The organism is Halolamina litorea (assembly GCF_026616205.1).
Classification (GTDB): domain Archaea; phylum Halobacteriota; class Halobacteria; order Halobacteriales; family Haloferacaceae; genus Halolamina; species Halolamina litorea.
In genome coordinates this window covers 697,510-716,093 of sequence record NZ_JANHGR010000001.1, presented here as the reverse complement: position 1 = coordinate 716,093, position 18,584 = coordinate 697,510, and the positions used below count along the sequence as shown (strand labels likewise).

Here is an 18,584-nt window from a genome sequence, read left to right as displayed (position 1 = left end):
TCGCGTCGGGGCCGGGGCAGCAAGATTTAGGCCCCGACCACCCCAACTTCTGCTCGCAAATGAGCAAACAGGTCACCACCGTCTCCGAGGAAGGCTACGAGTCCACGACAGACATCGGCGACTTCTCCGTCGACATCGACCCCGGCGGGGAGTCCGCCCCCGACACGCTGGAGTCGCTGCTCGCCGCTTACGGCGCCTGCTACGTCCCCGCGCTCCGCGTCGGGGCCAAACAGCGCGACGTGGGCGACCTCGGGAAGCTCGAACTCTCGATCACCGGCGACCTCAACGACGACGACAAGCTGGCGGCGATCCAGTTCGACATCTCCGCGGAGGCCGACGTGAGCGAGGCCGACGCCCAGCCGGCCATCGACCGCGCGTTCGAACTCTGTAAGGTCCACGACGCGCTCAAGACGGACCTTCACGCAGAAACGACGTTCGACGGCGGCGCCTTCTAACCGGGGAGTCTACTCCCCTCGGTCCCGTCGGTACGCCCCGTAGGTCATCGCCTCGCCGTCACAGATGACGAGGTCGGTACCGACGGCCGTGAGGTCCGGACCGTGGTTGCGGGACGGTTCGTCGCGAACGACGGGCGGTGTGCTACTTGCACCCATACACCAAACATTCGGCGCAGTCAGCATAAGCGTTACCCCGAAATCGGGAGCAGCGCCCGCCTCACGGCCGGTCTTCGGGGTGAAGCTTTTTGCCCCCTCGATACTCACCCGCCAAACGTGTCGGCGCTCTCCGTCCACCTGAACCGTGAACGCCCCCGCGACATCGACGCGCCGGCGTCGTTCGTCGCCGACGGGCCGTTCGACGTGGCCGTGGAGAACCACGGGGGCGGGTCACACGTACACGTGAGGTTGGACGAGACGCTCTCTCGGGTGGCACGACTCCGGGACGGGAGCCAGTACGTCGGGGGCGACGGGATCGGCCACCTCCGCGTGGACACCCGCTCGATCGAGACGCCGGTGACGGGGACGCTCACGATTTCGGTCGGCTACGGCGCGGAGACGGCGACGGTCGAGGTCCGGGTCGAGCCCTCGCGGGAGTCGGGCTACGGCATCGACGTGGACGACGACCTCGGGACCCCACAGATCGAACAACGCGAACCGCCCGACGCCGAGACGGTGGCGCTGCTCTCGCTCGCCGGCGTGGCGCTCCTGGCGGCGGCCGCCGTCGCGGTGAGCGTCGGGAGCACCGTCGTCGTCGCCGCCGCCGCCTTCGTGGCGCTGATCACCGTCGTCGGGGTCGTGCTCGCGCTGGCCTGACCGGTCGCCCCCAGTAGGTCCGACGGAACGACCGTGGGTGGATGGACTTTTGCCGTCCCCCCGGCGATTCTCGCGCATGTCCACCGCAGCAGCGACCCGCGAGGCGGTCCGCGAACAGCCGTTCCTCCTGTACGCGCTCCGGGCCGGCGTTGTTAACTACACCGCCGCCGCCGAGTTCCTGGACGACAGCGCCGGGGAGACCGACGCCGTTGCCACGGCGCTCCGGCGGTTCGCCGACGACCTCCCGCCGTTCGAGACTGCCGATGTCGACGCTCGGGTCCGGATGGAGAGCGGCGTCGGCCTCGTCGAGGCCGGCAGCGCTGAAGCCGACGCCGACCCGCTCCTCTCGGTCGGCGGCGCCGCTGTCGCCCCCGACGCCGGGTCGTCGACGGCCGTAATCGCCGCCGGCGAGGTCGACGTGGCTGCGCTCGCGTCGGTCTGTGGCCGACTCGACGCCGAGGACATCGACACCGAGGCCGCCGCCGTCGCCGACGGGACCCTGCTCGTCGTCGTTCCGCGCCGGGACGGCGTCGCGGCGCTCCGGGCGGTCGAGAACGCTCTCGACCGGGTTCCGGTCTGAGTCGTCGAGGCACCCGCGAGCGGCGTTTCCGACGGCTTCAAACCGCCGGCCGGAGAACGCTCGCCCATGACTCTCTCGCTGACCGACACCCTCTCGGGTGTGCGCGAACCGTTCGAAGCGAGCGGCGATTCGGTCCTGCTCTACGTCTGCGGGCTGACGGTCTCGGACGACCCCCACCTCGGCCACGCCCGACTCTGGGCGCAGGCCGACATCCTCCACCGCTGGCTGGCCCACGAGGGCTACGACGTGCGCCACGTCGAGAACGTCACCGACGTGAACGAGAAGATCACCGCCCGCGTCGGCGAGCGTGAGGGTTGGGACACCGAGGCCGACGTGGCCCGCCACTACACCAACGAGGTGCTCCAACGAATGCGCGACCTGAACCTCCTGCGCGCGGAGGTCTACCCCCGCGTCTCCGAGCACGTCCCCGAGATCGTCGACCTGATCGAGACGCTCGTCGAGAAGGGCTACGCCTACGAGGCTAACGGCTCGGTCTACTTCGACGTGACCGCGTTCCCGGAGTACGGCAAACTCTCGAACCAGGAGGTCGACGAGGTCGAGGAGCAGGGCGACCCCGACGAGCGGGGAGAGAAGCGCAACCCAGCGGACTTCGCGCTCTGGAAGGCCGACGGCGTCGGTGCCGACGCGGTCGAGGAACACCGGAAGCACGACCACGAGGGGCCGCTCCCGACGGGCGAGACGTGGGAGTCGCCGTGGGGCGAGGGCCGCCCGGGCTGGCACGTCGAGTGCTCGGCGATGTCGATGACGCACCTCGGCGAGACGCTGGACATCCACATGGGTGGGCAGGACCTCGTCTTCCCCCACCACGAGAACGAGATCGCCCAGAGCGAGGCCGCGACCGACCAGCCGTTCGCCAACTACTGGCTCCACGTCGGCTTCATGCAGGCCGGCAGCGAGAAGATGTCCTCCTCGTTGGGGAACTTCTTCACCGTCGGCGACGCCGTCCGGGAGTTCGGCCCGAACGTCCTGCGCACGTTCTACGCCTCCGCGGAGTACCGCTCCCAGCAGGCCTACACCGAGGATACCATCGAGGAGGCCCGCCGGCGCTGGGAGCGACTCGAACGGGCTTACGAGACCGCGACCGAACACGCCGACAGCGCCGACGCCCTGACCAAGACCGAGGACGCCGCGTTCCGTGACACGCTCGCGGCGGCCCGGACCGAGTTCGAGGCGGCGATGAACGACGACCTCAACGCCCGCGAGGCGATGGCCGAACTGCTGGAAGTCGCCGGCGCGATCAACCGCCACGTCGAGAGCGGGGCCCCCTACGACTACCGGGCGCTCCGGGAGGCGATCGAGTTCTTCGAGGAGTACGGCGAGGGCGTCTTCGGCCTCCAGTTCGGCGATGCCACCGAGGGCGAGGCCGAGATCGCCGAGGACCTCGTGGAACTGGTCCTCGACCTCCGCGAGGAGGAACGCGAGGCAGGCAACTACGAACGCGCCGACGACCTCCGGGACCGTCTCGAAGCCCTCGGCGTGGAAGTCGAGGACAGCGACGACGGCCCGAGCTACCGGTTCGACTGAGCATGGACCCAGCCGTCACGGTGATCGCCGAGCGGACGTTCGGGGCCGCGCCGGACCACGTCGAGCGTGCCGAGGTCGGGCGCCTCCACGAAACCTACTTCGTCGACGTGGCAGGACGGGCAGTCGTCGTCCAGTTCGCCTCCGATCGGGGCGGTGGCGTCGACTCCCTCAGACTGGGGACGAGCTGCTACCGGCTGTTCCGCGACACCCCGGTTCCGGTGCCCGAGGTGCTGAGCGACGGCGTCGAAACGCACGCAGGACGGGAGTACGTCGTCGTCGAGCGACTGCCGGGCGAGCCGGCGAAGCTGGACATCTCGGCGGCACGGATGCGAGCGGCCGGCCGCGAACTCGCGCGGATCCACGCCTACGGCCCCGATTTCGACGTTCCCGGGCGACTCCGGTTCGAGAGCGACGAGCCGGTGGTCGACCCGGTGTTCGAGTCGGATCACCGAGCGTGGCTGCTCGCTGAACTCAAGGACAACCTCGACACACTCCGTGAGGCAGGATTCGACGCCGTCGACGCGATCGCGGCGCTGTTCGAGGACGCGGGCGACCGAATACCGACCGACTTCGAGCCGGTGCTCTGTCACGACGACTTCAGCCCGGACAACGTCCTGTTCGAGGGCGACGAGCTGACCGGCGTGATCGACTTCGACCGAGCCTACGCCGGCCACGACGCCCGGGACCTGGTGAAGGCCGTGAACGCCTCGTGGATGCACGACCCCGTGACGGAGTGGTCGGTTCGGGAGTCGTTCTACGACGGCTATCGGTCGGTACGACCCTTTCCGGAGGGGTTCGGCCGCGTCGAGTCGCTCTACCGTGTCGAGAGTCTGGTGGCGCCGGTCGCCGGCATGCTCGAAATCGGGGCGTTCTCAGACGCCGAGGCGGCGTTCTACGACGATCGGCTCGCCCAGATGATCGACGACGCCCGGTCGTAGCCTACTGCTGGGTGTCGGTCGTGAACAGCTCCGTGTCCGCGGGAACCTCGAACAGCCCGAACCGAACGCCCGCGTCGAGCCAGCCGTAGCCGTAGGAGAACGAGGCCAGCGCGTTCACCGGGTCGTCGGCCGCGCGGAAGTGCCGGCCGTCGTCGAGGTAGGAGTCGGCCATCTCGTAGGTCTCGGCGGCAGCCTCGCCCAGCGGCGTCCCCGGCGGCGCCGCCGGTTCGGCGGCCTCGAGGGCGTCGGCCAACATCTCGCCGTAGCGGTCGGTCTTCTCCTCCAGGTCGGCGGGCATACTCCGAGGTCCGGCGCTCGGTCGGTAAGGCTGTCGGAGCGCCGGCCCCTCGCGGCCACGGTCTTGCACGCACGGTACACCAACAGCATAACGTACATACCCGACAGTACCGTAGCCTGATCCATGACTCAACACGTCGAGGAGGCGGTCGAGCACCGTCGCCTGATCGTCGCCGGGACGGGTATCGCCGGGCTCACCGCGGCCATCTACGCCGGGCGGTCGAACAACGAGCCGCTGGTGTTCGAGGGCGACGAGCCGGGCGGTCAGCTTACCCTCACCACCGAAGTCGACAACTACCCGGGCTTCCCCGAGGGCATCTCCGGTCCGGAGTTGGTCAACAACATGAAAGAGCAGGCCAAGCGCTTCGGCGCCGAGACCGACCACGGCATCGTCGCCGACGTGACCGGCCTCGGCGAGAGCGACGACGACACCGCCGCGCCGCCGTTCCGCGTCGAGATGCGCGACGGCACCGTCTACACCTGCGACGCCTTCATCGCCGCCTCCGGCGCCTCCGCGCGGACGCTCGGCGTCCCCGGCGAGGACGAACTGATGGGCTACGGGCTCTCGACGTGTGCGACCTGTGACGGCGCGTTCTTCCGCGGCGAGGACATGCTCGTCGTCGGCGGCGGCGACGCCGCCATGGAGGAGGCGAACTTCCTCACCAAGTTCGCCGACACCGTCTACATCGCCCACCGGCGCGACGAGTTCCGCGCCGAGGACTACTGGATCGACCGCATCATGGAGAAAGTCGAGAGCGGCGACGTCGAGATCCTCTGGAACACCGAACTGACCGAGATCAACGGGACCCCCGAGGACGGCATCGACACCGCGTCGCTGGTGCGCCACCCCGAGGGCCACCCCAAGGAGAAACTCGACGCCGGCGACGAGAGCGTCGAGACCTTCGAGATGGACGTGGGCGCGGTGTTCTACGCCATCGGCCACACGCCGAACGCGGACTACCTCGAAGGGACCGGCGTCCAGCGCGACGACGAGGGCTACATCATCACGCAGGGCGGCCGCGACGGCGGGCAGACGGCGACGGACGTGCCCGGTATCTTCGGCGCCGGCGACGTCGTCGACCACCACTACCAGCAGGCGGTGACCGCCGCCGGCATGGGGAGCGAGGCGGCACTCGACGCCGACGACTGGCTGGAAGAGCGCGAGCGCGCCGGCGAACTCGGCGTCGAGGCCGCGCCCGAGGCGGCAACCGGGGACGACTGAAGGTGTCGCCGCTGCGGATGATCGGCGACGACTGAGGGGTTTTCGCCGCTGGCGGCCCGAGACGAAGGGGCCGCCGGCGTCCATTCCGGAAGGTGAACGTTCGACCGAGACCCACAGAGCCTTACGTCCGAGACTCCATCGACGGGTATGGCCGAGACGGAAACCTACACCATCGAAGGTCCCGGCGGACAGACTGACACGGTCGAAGTGCCCCCCGCGATGCTCGATCTGCTTCGAGACAAGAACGAGCAGGGCTCCCAGATCATCGGCGACATCGTGCTGCAGGCGTTCGCCCAGCAGGCCCACGCCCGCGTCCACCACGCCGACGGTGGCACGAGCGACGAGATCCAGGAAGCCAACGACACGCTCGAGGAGCTCTTCGAGGAGCGCTTCGGGCTCTCGCTTAGCGAGGCGATGGGGCACCAGCACTAACGCCGCCCACACTTCTCACCCGTTTTTCACCGGCCGTCAGCGACTGCGCCGTCGGCGCCGCAAGGGCCGTCGACGCCGCCCGGAGTTTTTCAGCGATAGCGCGACCATCCTCGCCGTGCGGTGAACGCCGCCGCGGGCCGAACATGGCGGGAGCGTGACCCACCGGCTCGCGGAGCCGTCGGGCCACCTGTTCGCCACCGCGGGGCCGGCTCAGAGCGTCCCGTTCCGGGCCTTCTCCCTGACCGTCTCGGCGCGCGCTTCGAGGGCCTCCCACTCCTCGTCGTCCTTGTCGTCGACGTGGGAGTACATCAGGCCCATCCGCCCGGTCCCGCGCAGGGTCTCCTCGTTGTCCCGGAGGAACGTCCAGTAGAGGCTGTTGAACGGACACGCCCCTTCGCCGGTGTCCCGCGAGACGGCGTAGGGACACGATTTGCAGTAGTCGCTCATGCGATTGACGTAGCTCCCCGAGGAGGCGTAGGGTTTCGAGGAGAGTGCGTCGGTGGCGAACGAGCCCATCCCGACGACGTTGGGCGTCGTGACCCAGTGGAACGCGTCGACGAACCCCTGGTGGAACCACTCGTTGAGTGCTCCGGGGTCGGCACCGTAGACCAGCGCGAAGTTCGAGAGCACCATCAGGCGCTCGATGTGGTGGGCGTAGCCACGCTCCCGGACGTGGTTAACGGCCTCCGAGAGGCAAGTCATGTCGGTCTCGCCGGTCCAGTACGCGGGCGGGAGTTCCTCGCGCTGGTCGAGTTGGTTCGCCTCGGCCATCTCCGGCATGGAGCGTCGGTAGACGTGACGCATGAACTCCCGCCAGCCCAGTAGCTGTCGGACGAACCCCTCGACGCTGTTGATCGGTGCGTCACCGTCCTCGTAGGCCTGCTCGGCCCGTTCGACCACTTCCATCGGGCGGAGAAGCCCGAGGTTTATCGACGCCGAGAGCAGCGAGTGGCTCATCGCCCATTCGCCCGCGACCATCGCGTCCTGGTACCGGCCGAACTCGGCGAACCGGGCGTCGACGAACGTCTCCAGCGCCGACAGCGACTCCTCACGGGTGACCGGCCAGCGGAACGGTGCGGCCTCTGTGTCGCCGTCGACGAACGTCTCGAACTCGGCGTCGACCCACGAGCCTACCTCGCGGGTGGTCTCGTCAGGTTCGAACAGCGGTGGCTCCGGCGGCTCCCAGTCGTCGGGTGGCGTCTCACGGTTCTCCTCGTCGTAGTTCCACTCCCCGCCGACGGGTTCGTCGCCGTCCATCAACACGCCCGTCTCGCGGCGCAGGTGGCGGTAGAACCCTTCGAGGCGGTAGGTGTCGGGGTCGTTCGTGGTTCGGCCGTCGGCCCACTCGTCGAACTCGTCGGGAGTGAGCAGGAACGTCGGATTGGCGACGAACGAGAGGCTCCCACCGCGGGCGTCGACGAGCCCGCGAAGCCGGTCTTCGGCGCCGTGCGCGGCCGGCCGAGGTATCGTCAGGTCGTCCTCGGGGTGGTCGTCGAAGTGAGCGTCGAGCCCCTCAGCGAACGTCTCGGCCTGCCGGTAGTCGACTGTCAGGCCGCGCTCGCGCAGGTCGTCGCGGAACTGGCGCATCGCCGCGAACACGAGCGTCAGCTTGTGCGGGTGGTACGGTCGGCGGTCGGCGAACGCCGTCGCCTCGACGAGGAGAACGCGGTCGTGTTCGGCGAGGTAGTCGGCGGTCCGGTCGAGGTGGGTACCGAGCAGCCACAGCGTCATCGTCGTCGTCGGTCGGGACGTGGGGCGTAGCGGGGCGGTTCCATGGCGGGGACCTCGAGCGCTCGGGGTAAAGTTCGTCCGGCCGGTGGAGTTTACCCTACACGGGCGGAGTGGAGACCATGGAGTACGAAGACCTGCTGAGAGACTGGCTGCTGGGACTGATCGCCGCGCTGCTCGCAGCCATCGCGCTGTCGGCGACGGCCGGCGGCGACGCTTACCTCGACGTGTTAGGACCGATCGTGATCGTCCTCTCGCTGGTGACGTTTCTCGCGTTCGTGTTGTTGACGGGGGCGTTCCTCGTCTACGCCGCGAGTTTCCGGGACTAAGGGGTTCGCCGGCGTGGGTGGCTTTTTGCCCGCTGCGTGCAACCCACCCGCATGGAGTACACCACCCTCGGCGACACGGGCATGAAGGTATCGCGGATCGCGCTCGGCTGCATGAGCTTCGGCGACCCCGACTGGCGCGACTGGGTGCTCGGCGAGGAGGACGGCCGGGAACTGATCGACCGCGCGGTCGAACTCGGGATCAACTTCTTCGATACGGCAAACATGTACTCGCGGGGCGAGTCCGAGCGCATCCTCGGCGACGCGCTCGCGGAGTACGACCGCGACGAGATGGTCGTCGCCACCAAGGGCTTCTTCCAGATGCGCGAGGACGATCCGAACTCCGGCGGACTCTCGCGAAAGGCGCTGGAACAGGAGCTCGACGCCTCCCTCGACCGGTTGGGGATGGACACCATCGACCTCTACCAGACCCACCGCTGGGACTACGACACCCCGATCCAGACGACGATGTCGGCACTCGACGATGCTGTCCGCCGCGGAAAGGCCCGTTACGTCGGCGCCTCCTCGATGTGGGCCCACCAGTTCGCCGACGCGCTCCACACCAGCGAACGCGAGAACCTCGAACGCTACGCGACCATGCAGAACCACTACAACCTCCTCTACCGCGAGGAGGAACGCGAGATGCTCCCGCTCACCCAGCAGGAGAACGTCGGCGTCATCCCGTGGTCGCCGCTGGCCCGGGGGTTCCTCGCTCGGCCCCACGAGGAGCTTGAGGCGACCGCGCGCGGGCAGAGCGAGTCCGACGCCGACCGCCACCCGTATCTCGACAACGGCGGCCGCGAAGTGAACGAACGCGTCGAGGAGCTGGCCGACGAGAAGGGGCTCAAGATGGCCCAGATCGCGCTCGCGTGGCTGCTCCACAAGGACGCCGTCGACGCCCCCATCGTCGGCACCACCAGCGTCGAACACCTGGAGGACGCCGTCGAAGCCCTCGACGTGTCGCTCTCGTCCTCCGAGATGGAGTATCTCGAAGCACCCTACGAGCCGGTCGAAGTCTCGGGCCACCGCTGAGCCGGCACGGTCCGGTGACTCCGGCCGTGGACGCATTTATTGGCGCGGCCTGTGGGTTTCGGACGAATGGGTCGTGACGCCGACGGCGACGGCGAGGGGTTCGAGTTCCTCGGCGACGCCGGGTCGACCGACGACGCCACCAGCGACGGCGACGACTGGCAGGAGGCCGAGAGCGGCTTCCAGTTCGAGACAGCCGAGGAGCCCGAGCCGGTCGAGAGCGACGACGCTCATGCCGTCCACGACGACCACGAGCACCACCCGGTCGTCGAGGACTGGCCCCGGGGCGTCGGCGAGGCGTCGTGGTGGCCGATCCTCACCGCCATCGGCGCCGCGGCGGTCTACGTCAGCGCCGCGCTGTTCCTGCTGGGCCGCGGCCGGAACTCGATCGTCGCGCCCGAGATCGGACCGATCGCGTTCGTCGGCGCCGTCGGGATCACGCTGATCGGCGTCTACGGTTGGCTCTATCACGGCTTCATCGCGCACTTCTGGACCCGTGGGACCGACCGCCGGAGCGCCCGCTCGCTGCGCTGGGGGATGCTCGGCTTCATCGCCTCGGAGATCGCTACCTTCGGCGCCCTGTTCGCCTACTACTTCGACATCCGCGCGGGGCCGTGGCCGCCAGCGGACTCGCTGTTGCCGGAGATCGACCTCCTGAACGTCCTCGTCGTGAGCAACACGGCCGTGTTGGTGCTCTCCTCTGTCACGCTTCACTTCGCTCACCACTCGCTGGCTTCGGGGAACCGGGAGCGGTTCCACCGGCTACTGGGGATCACCATCGGCCTCGGCGGACTGTTCCTCGCCGGCCAGATCGTCGAGTACAACGAGTTCATCGTCTTCGAGGGGGTCGACTGGACCAGCGGCGTGTTCTTCTCGGCCTTCTTCGGGCTGACGGGGCTCCACGGCCTGCACGTCGCCTTCGGGACGCTCCTGCTGGTGATCACCTACGTTCGCGGGAAACAGGGCCAGTTCGACGAGGAGCGTGACCTCTCGGTCGCGCTGGTCTCGCTGTACTGGCACTTCGTCGACGTGGTCTGGCTCTTCCTCGTCGCCGCGCTCTACGCGGGCGCGTCGATCTACTGAAACCGCGGAAACCGGGGAACCACGGGAACCGCTAGAAACGAGTCGGCCGGGGGGTCAGATCAGGCCTTCCTCGGCCAGCCGCGAGAAGCCCTCCTTGAGGCGCTCCTCGCTGGCGGCGTAGGAGATGCGGGCGTAGCCCGGCGCGTTGAACGCGCTTCCGGGAACGGTCGCGACGTGGGCGTCCTCGATCGCGGCGTCACACCACGCCACGTCGTCGGTCGGCCCCTCATCGGTCGGGATCATCGCGTAGAACGCCCCCTGTGGGCGCGGGATCACCTTCCCGCGGTCGGCGAGCAGGTCGACGACGAGGTCGCGGCGCTTCTCGAAGGCCTCGACCATCGTCGCCACCTCGGTCTCGACGCTCTGCAGCGCCTCGACGCCGGCGCGCTGGACGAAGTTGGCCGCACACGTCACCGAGTGGCTGTGGATCTTCGAGACCTGATCGATCATCGGCTCGGGCGCCGCGAGGTAGCCCAGCCGCCAGCCGGTCATCGAGTAGGCCTTCGAGAAGCCGTTGACCGTCACCGTCCGCTCGGCCATGCCATCGAGGGAGGCCAGCGAGGTCGGGTCGGCGTCGAAGGTGATCTGGTCGTAGATCTCGTCGGCGACGACGGTCACGTCGTGTTCGACCGCCAGATCACGGACTCCCTCCAGTGCGGCGTCGGAGAAGACGGCGCCGGTAGGGTTCGACGGTGAGTTCACGATCAGCATCGTCGTCTCGTCGGAGATCGCCGCGGCCAGATCGTCCAGCGCGGGCTCCAGTTCGAAGTCGTGCTGGCCCAGATCGACGCGGGTGAGGTCGCCGCCCGCGAGCTTGATGATCGCCTCGTAGGAGACCCACGCCGGGTCCAGCAGGACGACCTCGTCGCCCTCGTCGACCAGCGCCTGTGCGGTCTCGTACAGCGCCTGCTTGGCGCCGGGCGTGACGACGACGTTCTCGGGGCCGGCGGGGATTCCTTTCCCCTTCAGGTCCATCGAGATCGCCTCGCGGAGCTCCGGGATCCCGCTCGACGGCGTGTAGCCGGTGTGGCCGTCAGCGATCGCTTCCTGGCCGGCCTCGCGGACGCGCTCGGGCGTCGGGAAGTCGGGTTCGCCGACCGAGAGGTCGACCACGTCGACGCCCTGCTCTTCCAGTTCGCTGGCCTTGTTGCCGATGGCGATGGTCGCCGACGGCTCGACGCGGCCGACGCGCTCGGCGAACTCCCACTCGCGGCTCATGGCAGGGCCTCCACGAGGTCGACCGCGGCATCGACGGCCGCCGCACCCTTCTCCACCCGTTCGCGGGCCTCCGCGCCGCTCTGTCCCGGCCCGGAGATGCCGAACGTGATCGGCGTGTCCCGGTCCAGCCCCACAGACTGGAGCGACTGTGCGGTCGCGTCACTGATCACCTGATCGTGGTCGGTGTCGCCGGTGACGACGGCGCCGACGACGGCGACGGCGTCGATGTCGTCACGGCGGGCCAGTCGGTCGGCCGCGAGCGGGCTGTCGTAGGCGCCCGGCACGTCGACGGTCTCGGTCAGATCGACCCCCCGATCGGCTGCGGCGTCGGCCGCCGCGTCCGCCATCTGTTCGGTGACAGAGGCGTTGAACTGCGCCACCACGAGTCCGAGATTGGTCATACGCGATCCTCGGCGTCGGCGATGAAAGAACTACCGAAGCGGGCGATACGGGGCGTTCCGTGTCACTTAACGAACGGGAAAAGCCGTAACGGGCGATCGCGGTTCGGTTCGCGCTCAGGGCCAGTTGCCGTTGTCGGTGAAGGCGTCGACGACGCGCTGGATGGCGACGACGTACGCCGCGGTCCGGAAGTTCGGCAGGTCGAAGCTCTCGTAGGCGGTCGTGAGGTCGTCGAAGGCGCTGGTGATGACCGACTCCAGTTCGTCGTTGACACGCTCCTCGTCCCAGTAGAAGCGCTGGCGGTTCTGGACCCACTCGAAGTAGGAGACGGTCACACCGCCGGCGTTGGCGAGGATGTCCGGGAAGACGTGGACACCCTTCCCGGTCAGCACGTCGTCGGCGTCGGGCGTGAGCGGGCCGTTCGCGGCCTCGACGATCACGTCGGCCTCGACGTCCTCTGCCAGGTCGCCGTCGATGGCGTTCTCGAGTGCCGCGGGGATCAAGAGGTCGACGTCCATCGTGAGCAGGTCGGCGTTGCTCATGGACTCGGCACCCTCGTAGCCGCTGACGGAGCCGGTCTCGTTCTTGAACTCCTTGACGGCGACGGGGTCGAAGCCGCCGGCGTCGTGGATTGCGCCCGAGGAGTCCGAGACGGCGACGATGTCGGCGCCGAGTTCGTCGGTCAGCTTGGCGGCGATCCAGCCGGCGTTGCCGTAGCCCTGGACGGCGACGCTGGCGCCCTCCATCTCCTTGTCGAGGTAGTCGAACGCCTCGCGGGCGGTGAACATCGTCGAGCGGCCGGTCGCCTCGACGCGGCCCTCGCTCCCGCCGGCCTCGATTGACTTGCCGGTGACGACGCCGGGTTCGGTGGTGTTCTCCAGCGTCTCGTAGGTGTCCTTGATCCAGTTCATCTCCCGCTGGCCGGTGTTCACGTCCGGTGCGGGGATGTCCTTGTCCTCGCCGATGAACGGTCGAAGCTCCTCGGCGAACGCGCGGGTGACGTTCTCGATCTCGTTGGCGGAGTACTCCGCGGGGTCGATGACGATGCCGCCCTTCCCGCCGCCGTAGGGGATGCCGGCGACGGCGCACTTGTACACCATCCAGCCCGAGAGGGCCTTGACCTCGTCACGGTCGACGCCCGGGTGGTAGCGGATCCCCCCCTTGTAGGGGCCGCGGTCGCCGTTGAACTCCGATCGGAACGCCTTGAAGCGCTCGATCGACCCGTCGTCCATGTCCACAGTGAGGTTCGTCTCGAGCACCCGCTCGGGGTACTTGAGCCGAGTAATGACGTCGTCGTCGACGTCGAGGTACGCAGCAGCGTCGTCGATCTGCTCCTGCAGACTCTCGAACGGGTTTGCCTCGTCTGACATTCTGGGGAGGATATTGGCGGTTCCCCGAATAAGCCTGCCGAAGTAGTGGTGGGAAAGACCGTGACAGACTACTGCTCGTCCGCCTCGGCCCGTTCAAGCACCCGTTCGGCCTGGGCGATCAGTGGGGCGTCGATCATCTCGCCGTCGACGCTGAACACCCCGCGGTCCGCGGCGTCGGCCTCGTCGCGGGCGGCGACCACGCGTTCTGCCCACTCGACGCGCTCGGGGGCCGGCGTGAACGCCTCGTTGATGACCGGCACCTGTGCCGGGTGGATCGCGAGTTTGCCGTCGTAGCCGAGTTCGAGGGCGAACTCCGTCTCCGCCCGCAGGCCGTCGCTGTCCTCGTAGTCAGTGTACACCGTGTCGATGGCGTCGACGCCCGCCGCGCTCGCCGCGAGCAGCACCTGCTGGCGGGCGTGGAGGATCTCGGTTCCCTCCTCGGTTCGGGTGGCACCGATGTCCGCCGCGAGGTCCTCGCCGCCGAACGCGATGGCGTCGGTCGCGCGCTCGTCGGTGATCTCCTCGGCGTTCAGCACGCCGCGGGCGGTTTCGATCAGCGCGATCACGGCCGCGTCGACGTCGTGTTCGTCGAGGAGGTCCGCGATCCAACTCACGTCGTCGCCGTCGGTGACTTTGGGCACCATCACGCCGTCCAGCCGGACGGCCTCGGGGTCGTCGCCGAGCACGGCGTCGAGGTCGGCGGCCGCGGCCGTGCTCACGCGCACGGTCACCTCACAGTCCGGGTCGAACTCGGGGTCGGCGAGCACGCCGTGGACGGCCTCGCGGGCCTCGGCCATCCGGCCCGGGGCAACGGCGTCCTCCAAGTCGAAACAGACCGTGTCGGCGCCGGAGCCGGGCGCCTTCCGCATCAGTTCCGGACGGTCGCCGGGTGAGAACAGCAGGCTTCTGCGTGCCATAGCCGACGGTTGGCCGGCGCGGAGTTAATTGGCGGTGGTCCGGGCCGCAGACACTCCTCGCCTACGGCCGGCCGTCACCGCGGGACCGGGTCGGCCCGGCACTCCGTAGAGGGAAGCTTCTTAAGGTGTTCGGCGGTAATTCGGGGCATGGGACTGTTCGACCGACTCCGGGGCGACAGCGCGCCTCGGGTCGTCTTTCTCGGTATCGACGGCGTGCCGTTCAGCCTCCTCGACGACCACCCGGACGAGTTCCCCAACTTCGCCGCCCTCGCCGAGGAAGGAAGTGCCGGTCCGATCGACAGCATCGTACCCCCGGAATCGAGCGCCTGCTGGCCCTCCCTCACCACCGGCGTCAACCCCGGCGAAACCGGCGTTTACGGCTTCCAGGACCGCGAGATCGGCACCTACGACACGTACGTGCCGATGGGTCGTGACGTGCAGGCGACCCGCCTCTGGGACCGCGTCGCCAACGACGGCCGCGACGCCACGGTGATGAACGTCCCCGTGACGTTCCCGCCCCAGCGCAACGTCCAGCGCATGGTGTCGGGCTTCCTCTCGCCCAGCGTCGAGAAGGCCGCCTACCCCGACGAACTCCGCGAGTACCTCGAGTCGATCGACTACAAGATCGACGCCGACGTGAAGCAGGGCCACGACGACGACAAGTCGCCGTTCATGGCCGACGCCCACAAGACGCTGGACAAGCGCTACGAGGCGTTCACCCACTACCTCGATCAGGACGACTGGGACCTCTTTTTCGGCGTGTTCATGACGACCGACCGAGTCAACCACTTCCTGTTCGAGGACTACGAGCGCGACGGCCCGGACAAGGAGGCGTTCATGGAGTTCTACCGCCAACTCGACGAGTACATCGGCGAGATCCGCGAGAGCCTCGCGGAGGACACCACCCTGATCGTCGCCTCCGACCACGGGTTCACGAGCCTCGACTACGAGGTCCACTTCAACGAGTGGCTGGAACAGGAGGGCTGGCTCTCCTACGAGGACGACGGCCACGAGGAACTCGGCGACATCGCCGACGACACGACGGCGTACTCGCTGATCCCCGGCCGGTTCTACATCAATCTCGAGGACCGCGAACCCCGCGGTAGCGTCCCCAAGGACGACTACGAGGAGGTCCGCGAGGAACTCAAGGCCGAACTCGAGGCGCTCGAAGGCCCCGACGGCCGGAAGGTCTGTGAACGCGTCGTCGTCAAGGAGGAGGCGTTCCGCGGCGACCACGACGACATCGCGCCGGACCTGGTGGCGATCCCGAACCACGGCTTCGACCTGAAGGCCGGCTTCACCGGCGGCAGCGACGTGTTCGCCGACGGTCCCCGGAACGGGATGCACAGCTTCGACAACGCCTCGCTGTTCATCGACACCCCCGACGCCGACATCGAGGACAGCGACCTACTCGACATCGCGCCGACGATCCTCGACCTGATGGAGATGGAGTTCTCCCGCACCGAGTTCGACGGTGCCAGCCTCGTCCGGAACTGAGGCGACCGCGACCCGAGTTTCTCCCGCGACGCCGAAAGCGGCATACCCCTCCCCGCCGCAGCACCGGGTATGGAGTACGAGGAGCCCAAGTTCTTCCACGTGATGGGCTACGTCGGCGACGCCGAGGGCGACGTGATCGACATGGTCAGCGGCAACCCCGACTGGGAGCCACCGCAGGCGCTCCGGGACGGGCTGAGAGAGTACGCCGAGTTCGAGCCGGACCGCTTCCAGTACCCGCCGAGCCAGGGGACGCCCGAACTGATCGCCGAAATCGCCGAGCGACGCGGCGTCGACCCCGAGCGAGTGGTGATCACCAACGGCACCGGCGAGGCGAACTACCTCGGGATGGCCGCTGCGCTGGAGCGCGAGGCCGGCGACGAGGTGCTGCTCACCGATCCGGTCTACCCCTACTACCCCGGGAAGACGAAGATACTTGGCGGCGACGCGACGTTCGTCCCGGCGAACCGCGACGGCAGCCTGAACGTCGACGCCTACCGTGAGGCGATGAGCGAGGAGACCGCGCTCGTGGTGCTCAACACGCCCAACAACCCCACCGGCGCCGTCTACGACCACAGCAAGGTCGAAGCGATCATCCGCCTCTGTGAGGAGTACGACGCGCTGGCGGTCGTCGACGAGGTGTACGACCACTTCGACCTCTCCGGGGAGTTCGAGTCCGCACTCACCATCGACTCAGACCACCGGATCGTCACCTCCGGCTTCTCGAAGTCGCTGGCGATCACCGGCTTCCGCGTGGGCTACGCGATATTCCCGGAGTGGCTCGTCGAGAACGCGAAGGCTCGGCACATGCTCGTCAACGTCGCTACCACCCGGCCCGGCCAACACGCCGTTCTCCGGGGACTCGACGGCGCCGACGCCGCCTACTACGAGGCCGCCCGTGAGCTGATCCGCGAGCGCGTGGACACGTTCACCGACGCGCTCGACGCCGCCGGTGCGGAGTACACCCGACCGGACGGCGCGTTCTACGTGATGGCTCGCTTCGAAGGGTACCCCGGAACGATGGAGAACGTCGAACGCCTCATCGACGAGGCCGGCGTCGCCGGGATGCCCGGCGAGGGGTTCGGCGACGCCTACGACGACTGGCTCCGCTTCGCGCTCGTCACCCCGCGCGTCGAGGAGGCTGCCGACCGGTTAGCGGAGTTCTTCGCGGGGGAGCCCGGCGCCGAATAGGGAAGAATACACCTCATGCTGCGATAGGGAATTCCCTATTGCGCCGATAGCTTTTCTCCCCCACCGGCCCGAGAAGCGCCGATGACCGACGACGAGGGTGCGTTCGAACTGTACGACCTGCGAGTGGAGTGTGTCGATATCGAAGGCGAACCGGTAGCGAGCTACGAAGTGGGCGACTACTTCGAAGTTCACGGCGAGGAACTGGTGTTCCCGGAGGGCCAGACGTTCTCGATGTACGCGCTGTCGGCGCTGTTGCCGCTGCTGCCCGCGAAGCAGCGCGAGACTCACCCCAACGACTGGATGACCACGGACACCCGCGTCTCTGGGCCGGACCCGAACGTACAGGGCGTGTTCCGGATCACGCGAACGGAGAAACGCCGCTTCGACCACGACGAGGTGTCGGGGGAGGCCCTCGACACCGACCGCTGACCCGCGGGGCGTAACGTTAAGCGCGACGCGACAAACGGGACGTTCGATGGAGTCACGCCAACTGGTCGAGGGGTACGAGGTCTCGCCGATCATCAAGGGCGGCTGGCAGCTCGCGACCGACCACAGCGACGACCGGAGCGCGACGCCGGTCGAGGACATGTTCGCCTTCGTCGACCGGGGGATCACCACGTTCGACTGCGCGGACATCTACACCGGCGTCGAGGCCCTCATCGGGGAGTTCCGCGCGACCTACGAGGAGCGCCGCGGCGAGCCGGCACCGATCAACGTCCACACGAAGTTCGTCCCGGACCGGAGCCGGCTGGACGAGGTTACCCCCGAGTACGTCGAACGGATCATCGACCGCTCGCGGGAGCGCCTCGGCGTCGAGACGCTCGATCTGGTCCAGTTCCACTGGTGGGACTTCGACACGCCGGGCTACGTCGACGCGGCCCGGACGCTCGCGGACCTGCGCGAGCGGGGGAAGATCGCCCACGTCGGCGTGACGAACTTCGACCGGGACCACCTCGCCGAACTCGTCGACGCCGGGGTCCCCGTCGTCAGCAACCAGGTGCAGTACTCGCTGCTCGACCGCCGCCCCGAGCGCAGGCTGGCTGACTACTGCCGAGCCAACGACATCGGCCTGCTCTGTTACGGCTCGCTGGCCGGCGGCTTCCTCACCGACGCCTACCGCGGCGCCCCCGAGCCGACGGGGGAGATGGAGAACCGCTCGCTGACGAAGTACGAACTCATCATCGAGGAGGCCGGCGGCTGGGAGCGCTACCAGTCCCTGCTCGACACCGTGGGGGAGGTCGCAGCGAAACACGACGCCTCGGTCGCCAACGTCGCCACGGCCTTCGTCCTCGACCGACCCGCCGTCCGCGCCGCCATCGTGGGCGCCCGGAACACCGACCACCTCGAGGACACCGTCCGGACGCCCGAGGTTTCCCTCGACACCGAGGACGTGGCGCGCCTCGAAGCGGCCACTGACGACCTGCGGGACGTGCCGGGCGAGGTCTACGGCCTCGAACGGGAACCCGGCGGCCGCCACGCCGAGATCATGAAGTACGAACTCAACGAGGAGTGACCACGCAACGCTCAAGCGCCCCGGCCGAGAACGC

21 protein-coding genes are annotated in these 18,584 nt (G+C 68.4%); 14 read left to right on the top strand and 7 right to left on the bottom strand.

What is annotated here, in order from left to right:
* Window positions 1-59: 59 nt before the first annotated feature.
* Window positions 60-455: an OsmC family protein gene (locus NO998_RS03825; protein WP_267645719.1), complete on the top strand. Its 396-nt coding sequence runs from the start codon at window positions 60-62 to the stop codon at window positions 453-455.
* Between the two features lie 9 nt (window positions 456-464).
* Here NO998_RS03825 and NO998_RS03820 read toward each other — a convergent pair whose 3' ends face one another.
* The gene (locus tag NO998_RS03820; protein WP_267645718.1) at window positions 465-611 is read right to left on the bottom strand and encodes a hypothetical protein; all 147 of its coding nucleotides are present in this window, start codon (window positions 609-611) and stop codon (window positions 465-467) included.
* Between the two features lie 117 nt (window positions 612-728).
* On the opposite strand from NO998_RS03820, the gene NO998_RS03815 reads away from it, so the two are divergent.
* The 4 genes from NO998_RS03815 to NO998_RS03800 all read left to right on the top strand — a co-directional run bounded on the left by NO998_RS03815 (window position 729) and on the right by NO998_RS03800 (window position 4,331).
* Complete coding sequence (locus NO998_RS03815; protein WP_267645716.1) at window positions 729-1,268, top strand: DUF7524 family protein; 540 nt, start codon at window positions 729-731, stop codon at window positions 1,266-1,268.
* Window positions 1,269-1,344: 76 nt separating this feature from the next.
* Window positions 1,345-1,848 carry a DUF7523 family protein gene (locus NO998_RS03810; RefSeq protein WP_267645715.1) on the top strand — a complete coding sequence of 168 codons (504 nt, stop codon included), beginning with the start codon at window positions 1,345-1,347 and terminating at the stop codon, window positions 1,846-1,848.
* Between the two features lie 66 nt (window positions 1,849-1,914).
* Window positions 1,915-3,393 (top strand): cysteine--tRNA ligase, encoded by a 1,479-nt coding sequence (gene cysS / locus NO998_RS03805; protein WP_267645714.1) that lies wholly within the window; start codon window positions 1,915-1,917, stop codon window positions 3,391-3,393.
* 2 nt (window positions 3,394-3,395) lie between these two features.
* A complete protein-coding gene (locus NO998_RS03800) occupies window positions 3,396-4,331 on the top strand; it encodes a phosphotransferase enzyme family protein (RefSeq protein WP_267645713.1) in 936 nt (311 codons plus the stop codon).
* Window position 4,332: 1 nt separating this feature from the next.
* Here NO998_RS03800 and NO998_RS03795 read toward each other — a convergent pair whose 3' ends face one another.
* Entirely contained in the window at window positions 4,333-4,629 is a 297-nt protein-coding gene (locus NO998_RS03795) for a DUF357 domain-containing protein (RefSeq protein WP_267645712.1), read from the bottom strand.
* Window positions 4,630-4,752: 123 nt separating this feature from the next.
* Here NO998_RS03795 and NO998_RS03790 point away from each other — a divergent pair, with 123 nt between their 5' ends.
* Window positions 4,753-5,850: an NAD(P)/FAD-dependent oxidoreductase gene (locus NO998_RS03790; protein WP_267645711.1), complete on the top strand. Its 1,098-nt coding sequence runs from the start codon at window positions 4,753-4,755 to the stop codon at window positions 5,848-5,850.
* A 147-nt stretch (window positions 5,851-5,997) separates the two neighbouring features.
* The gene (locus NO998_RS03785) at window positions 5,998-6,282 is read left to right on the top strand and encodes a DUF7545 family protein (RefSeq protein ID WP_267645710.1); all 285 of its coding nucleotides are present in this window, start codon (window positions 5,998-6,000) and stop codon (window positions 6,280-6,282) included.
* Window positions 6,283-6,492: 210 nt separating this feature from the next.
* Here the strand turns inward: NO998_RS03785 and NO998_RS03780 are convergent, their stop codons facing one another.
* Complete coding sequence (locus NO998_RS03780; RefSeq protein WP_267645708.1) at window positions 6,493-8,013, bottom strand: cryptochrome/photolyase family protein; 1,521 nt, start codon at window positions 8,011-8,013, stop codon at window positions 6,493-6,495.
* Window positions 8,014-8,132: 119 nt separating this feature from the next.
* On the opposite strand from NO998_RS03780, the gene NO998_RS03775 reads away from it, so the two are divergent.
* The 3 genes from NO998_RS03775 (at window position 8,133) to NO998_RS03765 (ending at window position 10,448) form a co-directional block, all read left to right on the top strand.
* The gene (locus tag NO998_RS03775) at window positions 8,133-8,339 is read left to right on the top strand and encodes a hypothetical protein (RefSeq protein ID WP_267645707.1); all 207 of its coding nucleotides are present in this window, start codon (window positions 8,133-8,135) and stop codon (window positions 8,337-8,339) included.
* 51 nt (window positions 8,340-8,390) lie between these two features.
* A complete protein-coding gene (locus tag NO998_RS03770; RefSeq protein WP_267645706.1) occupies window positions 8,391-9,368 on the top strand; it encodes an aldo/keto reductase in 978 nt (325 codons plus the stop codon).
* A 66-nt stretch (window positions 9,369-9,434) separates the two neighbouring features.
* Complete coding sequence (locus tag NO998_RS03765; RefSeq protein WP_267645705.1) at window positions 9,435-10,448, top strand: cytochrome c oxidase subunit 3; 1,014 nt, start codon at window positions 9,435-9,437, stop codon at window positions 10,446-10,448.
* Between the two features lie 54 nt (window positions 10,449-10,502).
* Here NO998_RS03765 and NO998_RS03760 read toward each other — a convergent pair whose 3' ends face one another.
* The 4 genes from NO998_RS03760 to NO998_RS03745 form a co-directional block, all read right to left on the bottom strand.
* The gene (locus NO998_RS03760) at window positions 10,503-11,666 is read right to left on the bottom strand and encodes a pyridoxal phosphate-dependent aminotransferase (RefSeq protein WP_267645704.1); all 1,164 of its coding nucleotides are present in this window, start codon (window positions 11,664-11,666) and stop codon (window positions 10,503-10,505) included.
* Window positions 11,663-12,067 carry a 6,7-dimethyl-8-ribityllumazine synthase gene (gene ribH / locus NO998_RS03755; RefSeq protein ID WP_267645703.1) on the bottom strand — a complete coding sequence of 135 codons (405 nt, stop codon included), beginning with the start codon at window positions 12,065-12,067 and terminating at the stop codon, window positions 11,663-11,665. The genes NO998_RS03760 and ribH overlap by 4 nt, the downstream gene beginning before the upstream one ends.
* A gap of 114 nt (window positions 12,068-12,181) precedes the next feature.
* Entirely contained in the window at window positions 12,182-13,435 is a 1,254-nt protein-coding gene (locus tag NO998_RS03750) for a Glu/Leu/Phe/Val family dehydrogenase (protein WP_267645702.1), read from the bottom strand.
* Between the two features lie 68 nt (window positions 13,436-13,503).
* Window positions 13,504-14,352 carry an HpcH/HpaI aldolase/citrate lyase family protein gene (locus NO998_RS03745; protein ID WP_267645701.1) on the bottom strand — a complete coding sequence of 283 codons (849 nt, stop codon included), beginning with the start codon at window positions 14,350-14,352 and terminating at the stop codon, window positions 13,504-13,506.
* 147 nt (window positions 14,353-14,499) lie between these two features.
* Between NO998_RS03745 and NO998_RS03740 the strand changes: the two genes are divergently transcribed.
* From NO998_RS03740 to NO998_RS03725, 4 genes are all read left to right on the top strand, one after another.
* On the top strand, window positions 14,500-15,849 hold the full coding sequence (locus NO998_RS03740; RefSeq protein WP_267645700.1) for an alkaline phosphatase family protein: 1,350 nt from the start codon (window positions 14,500-14,502) through the stop codon (window positions 15,847-15,849).
* A gap of 69 nt (window positions 15,850-15,918) precedes the next feature.
* Complete coding sequence (locus tag NO998_RS03735; protein ID WP_267645699.1) at window positions 15,919-17,037, top strand: pyridoxal phosphate-dependent aminotransferase; 1,119 nt, start codon at window positions 15,919-15,921, stop codon at window positions 17,035-17,037.
* 81 nt (window positions 17,038-17,118) lie between these two features.
* A complete protein-coding gene (locus NO998_RS03730; RefSeq protein ID WP_267645698.1) occupies window positions 17,119-17,466 on the top strand; it encodes a TIGR04076 family protein in 348 nt (115 codons plus the stop codon).
* 46 nt (window positions 17,467-17,512) lie between these two features.
* Window positions 17,513-18,550 carry an aldo/keto reductase gene (locus NO998_RS03725; protein WP_267645697.1) on the top strand — a complete coding sequence of 346 codons (1,038 nt, stop codon included), beginning with the start codon at window positions 17,513-17,515 and terminating at the stop codon, window positions 18,548-18,550.
* Window positions 18,551-18,584 lie beyond the last annotated feature (34 nt).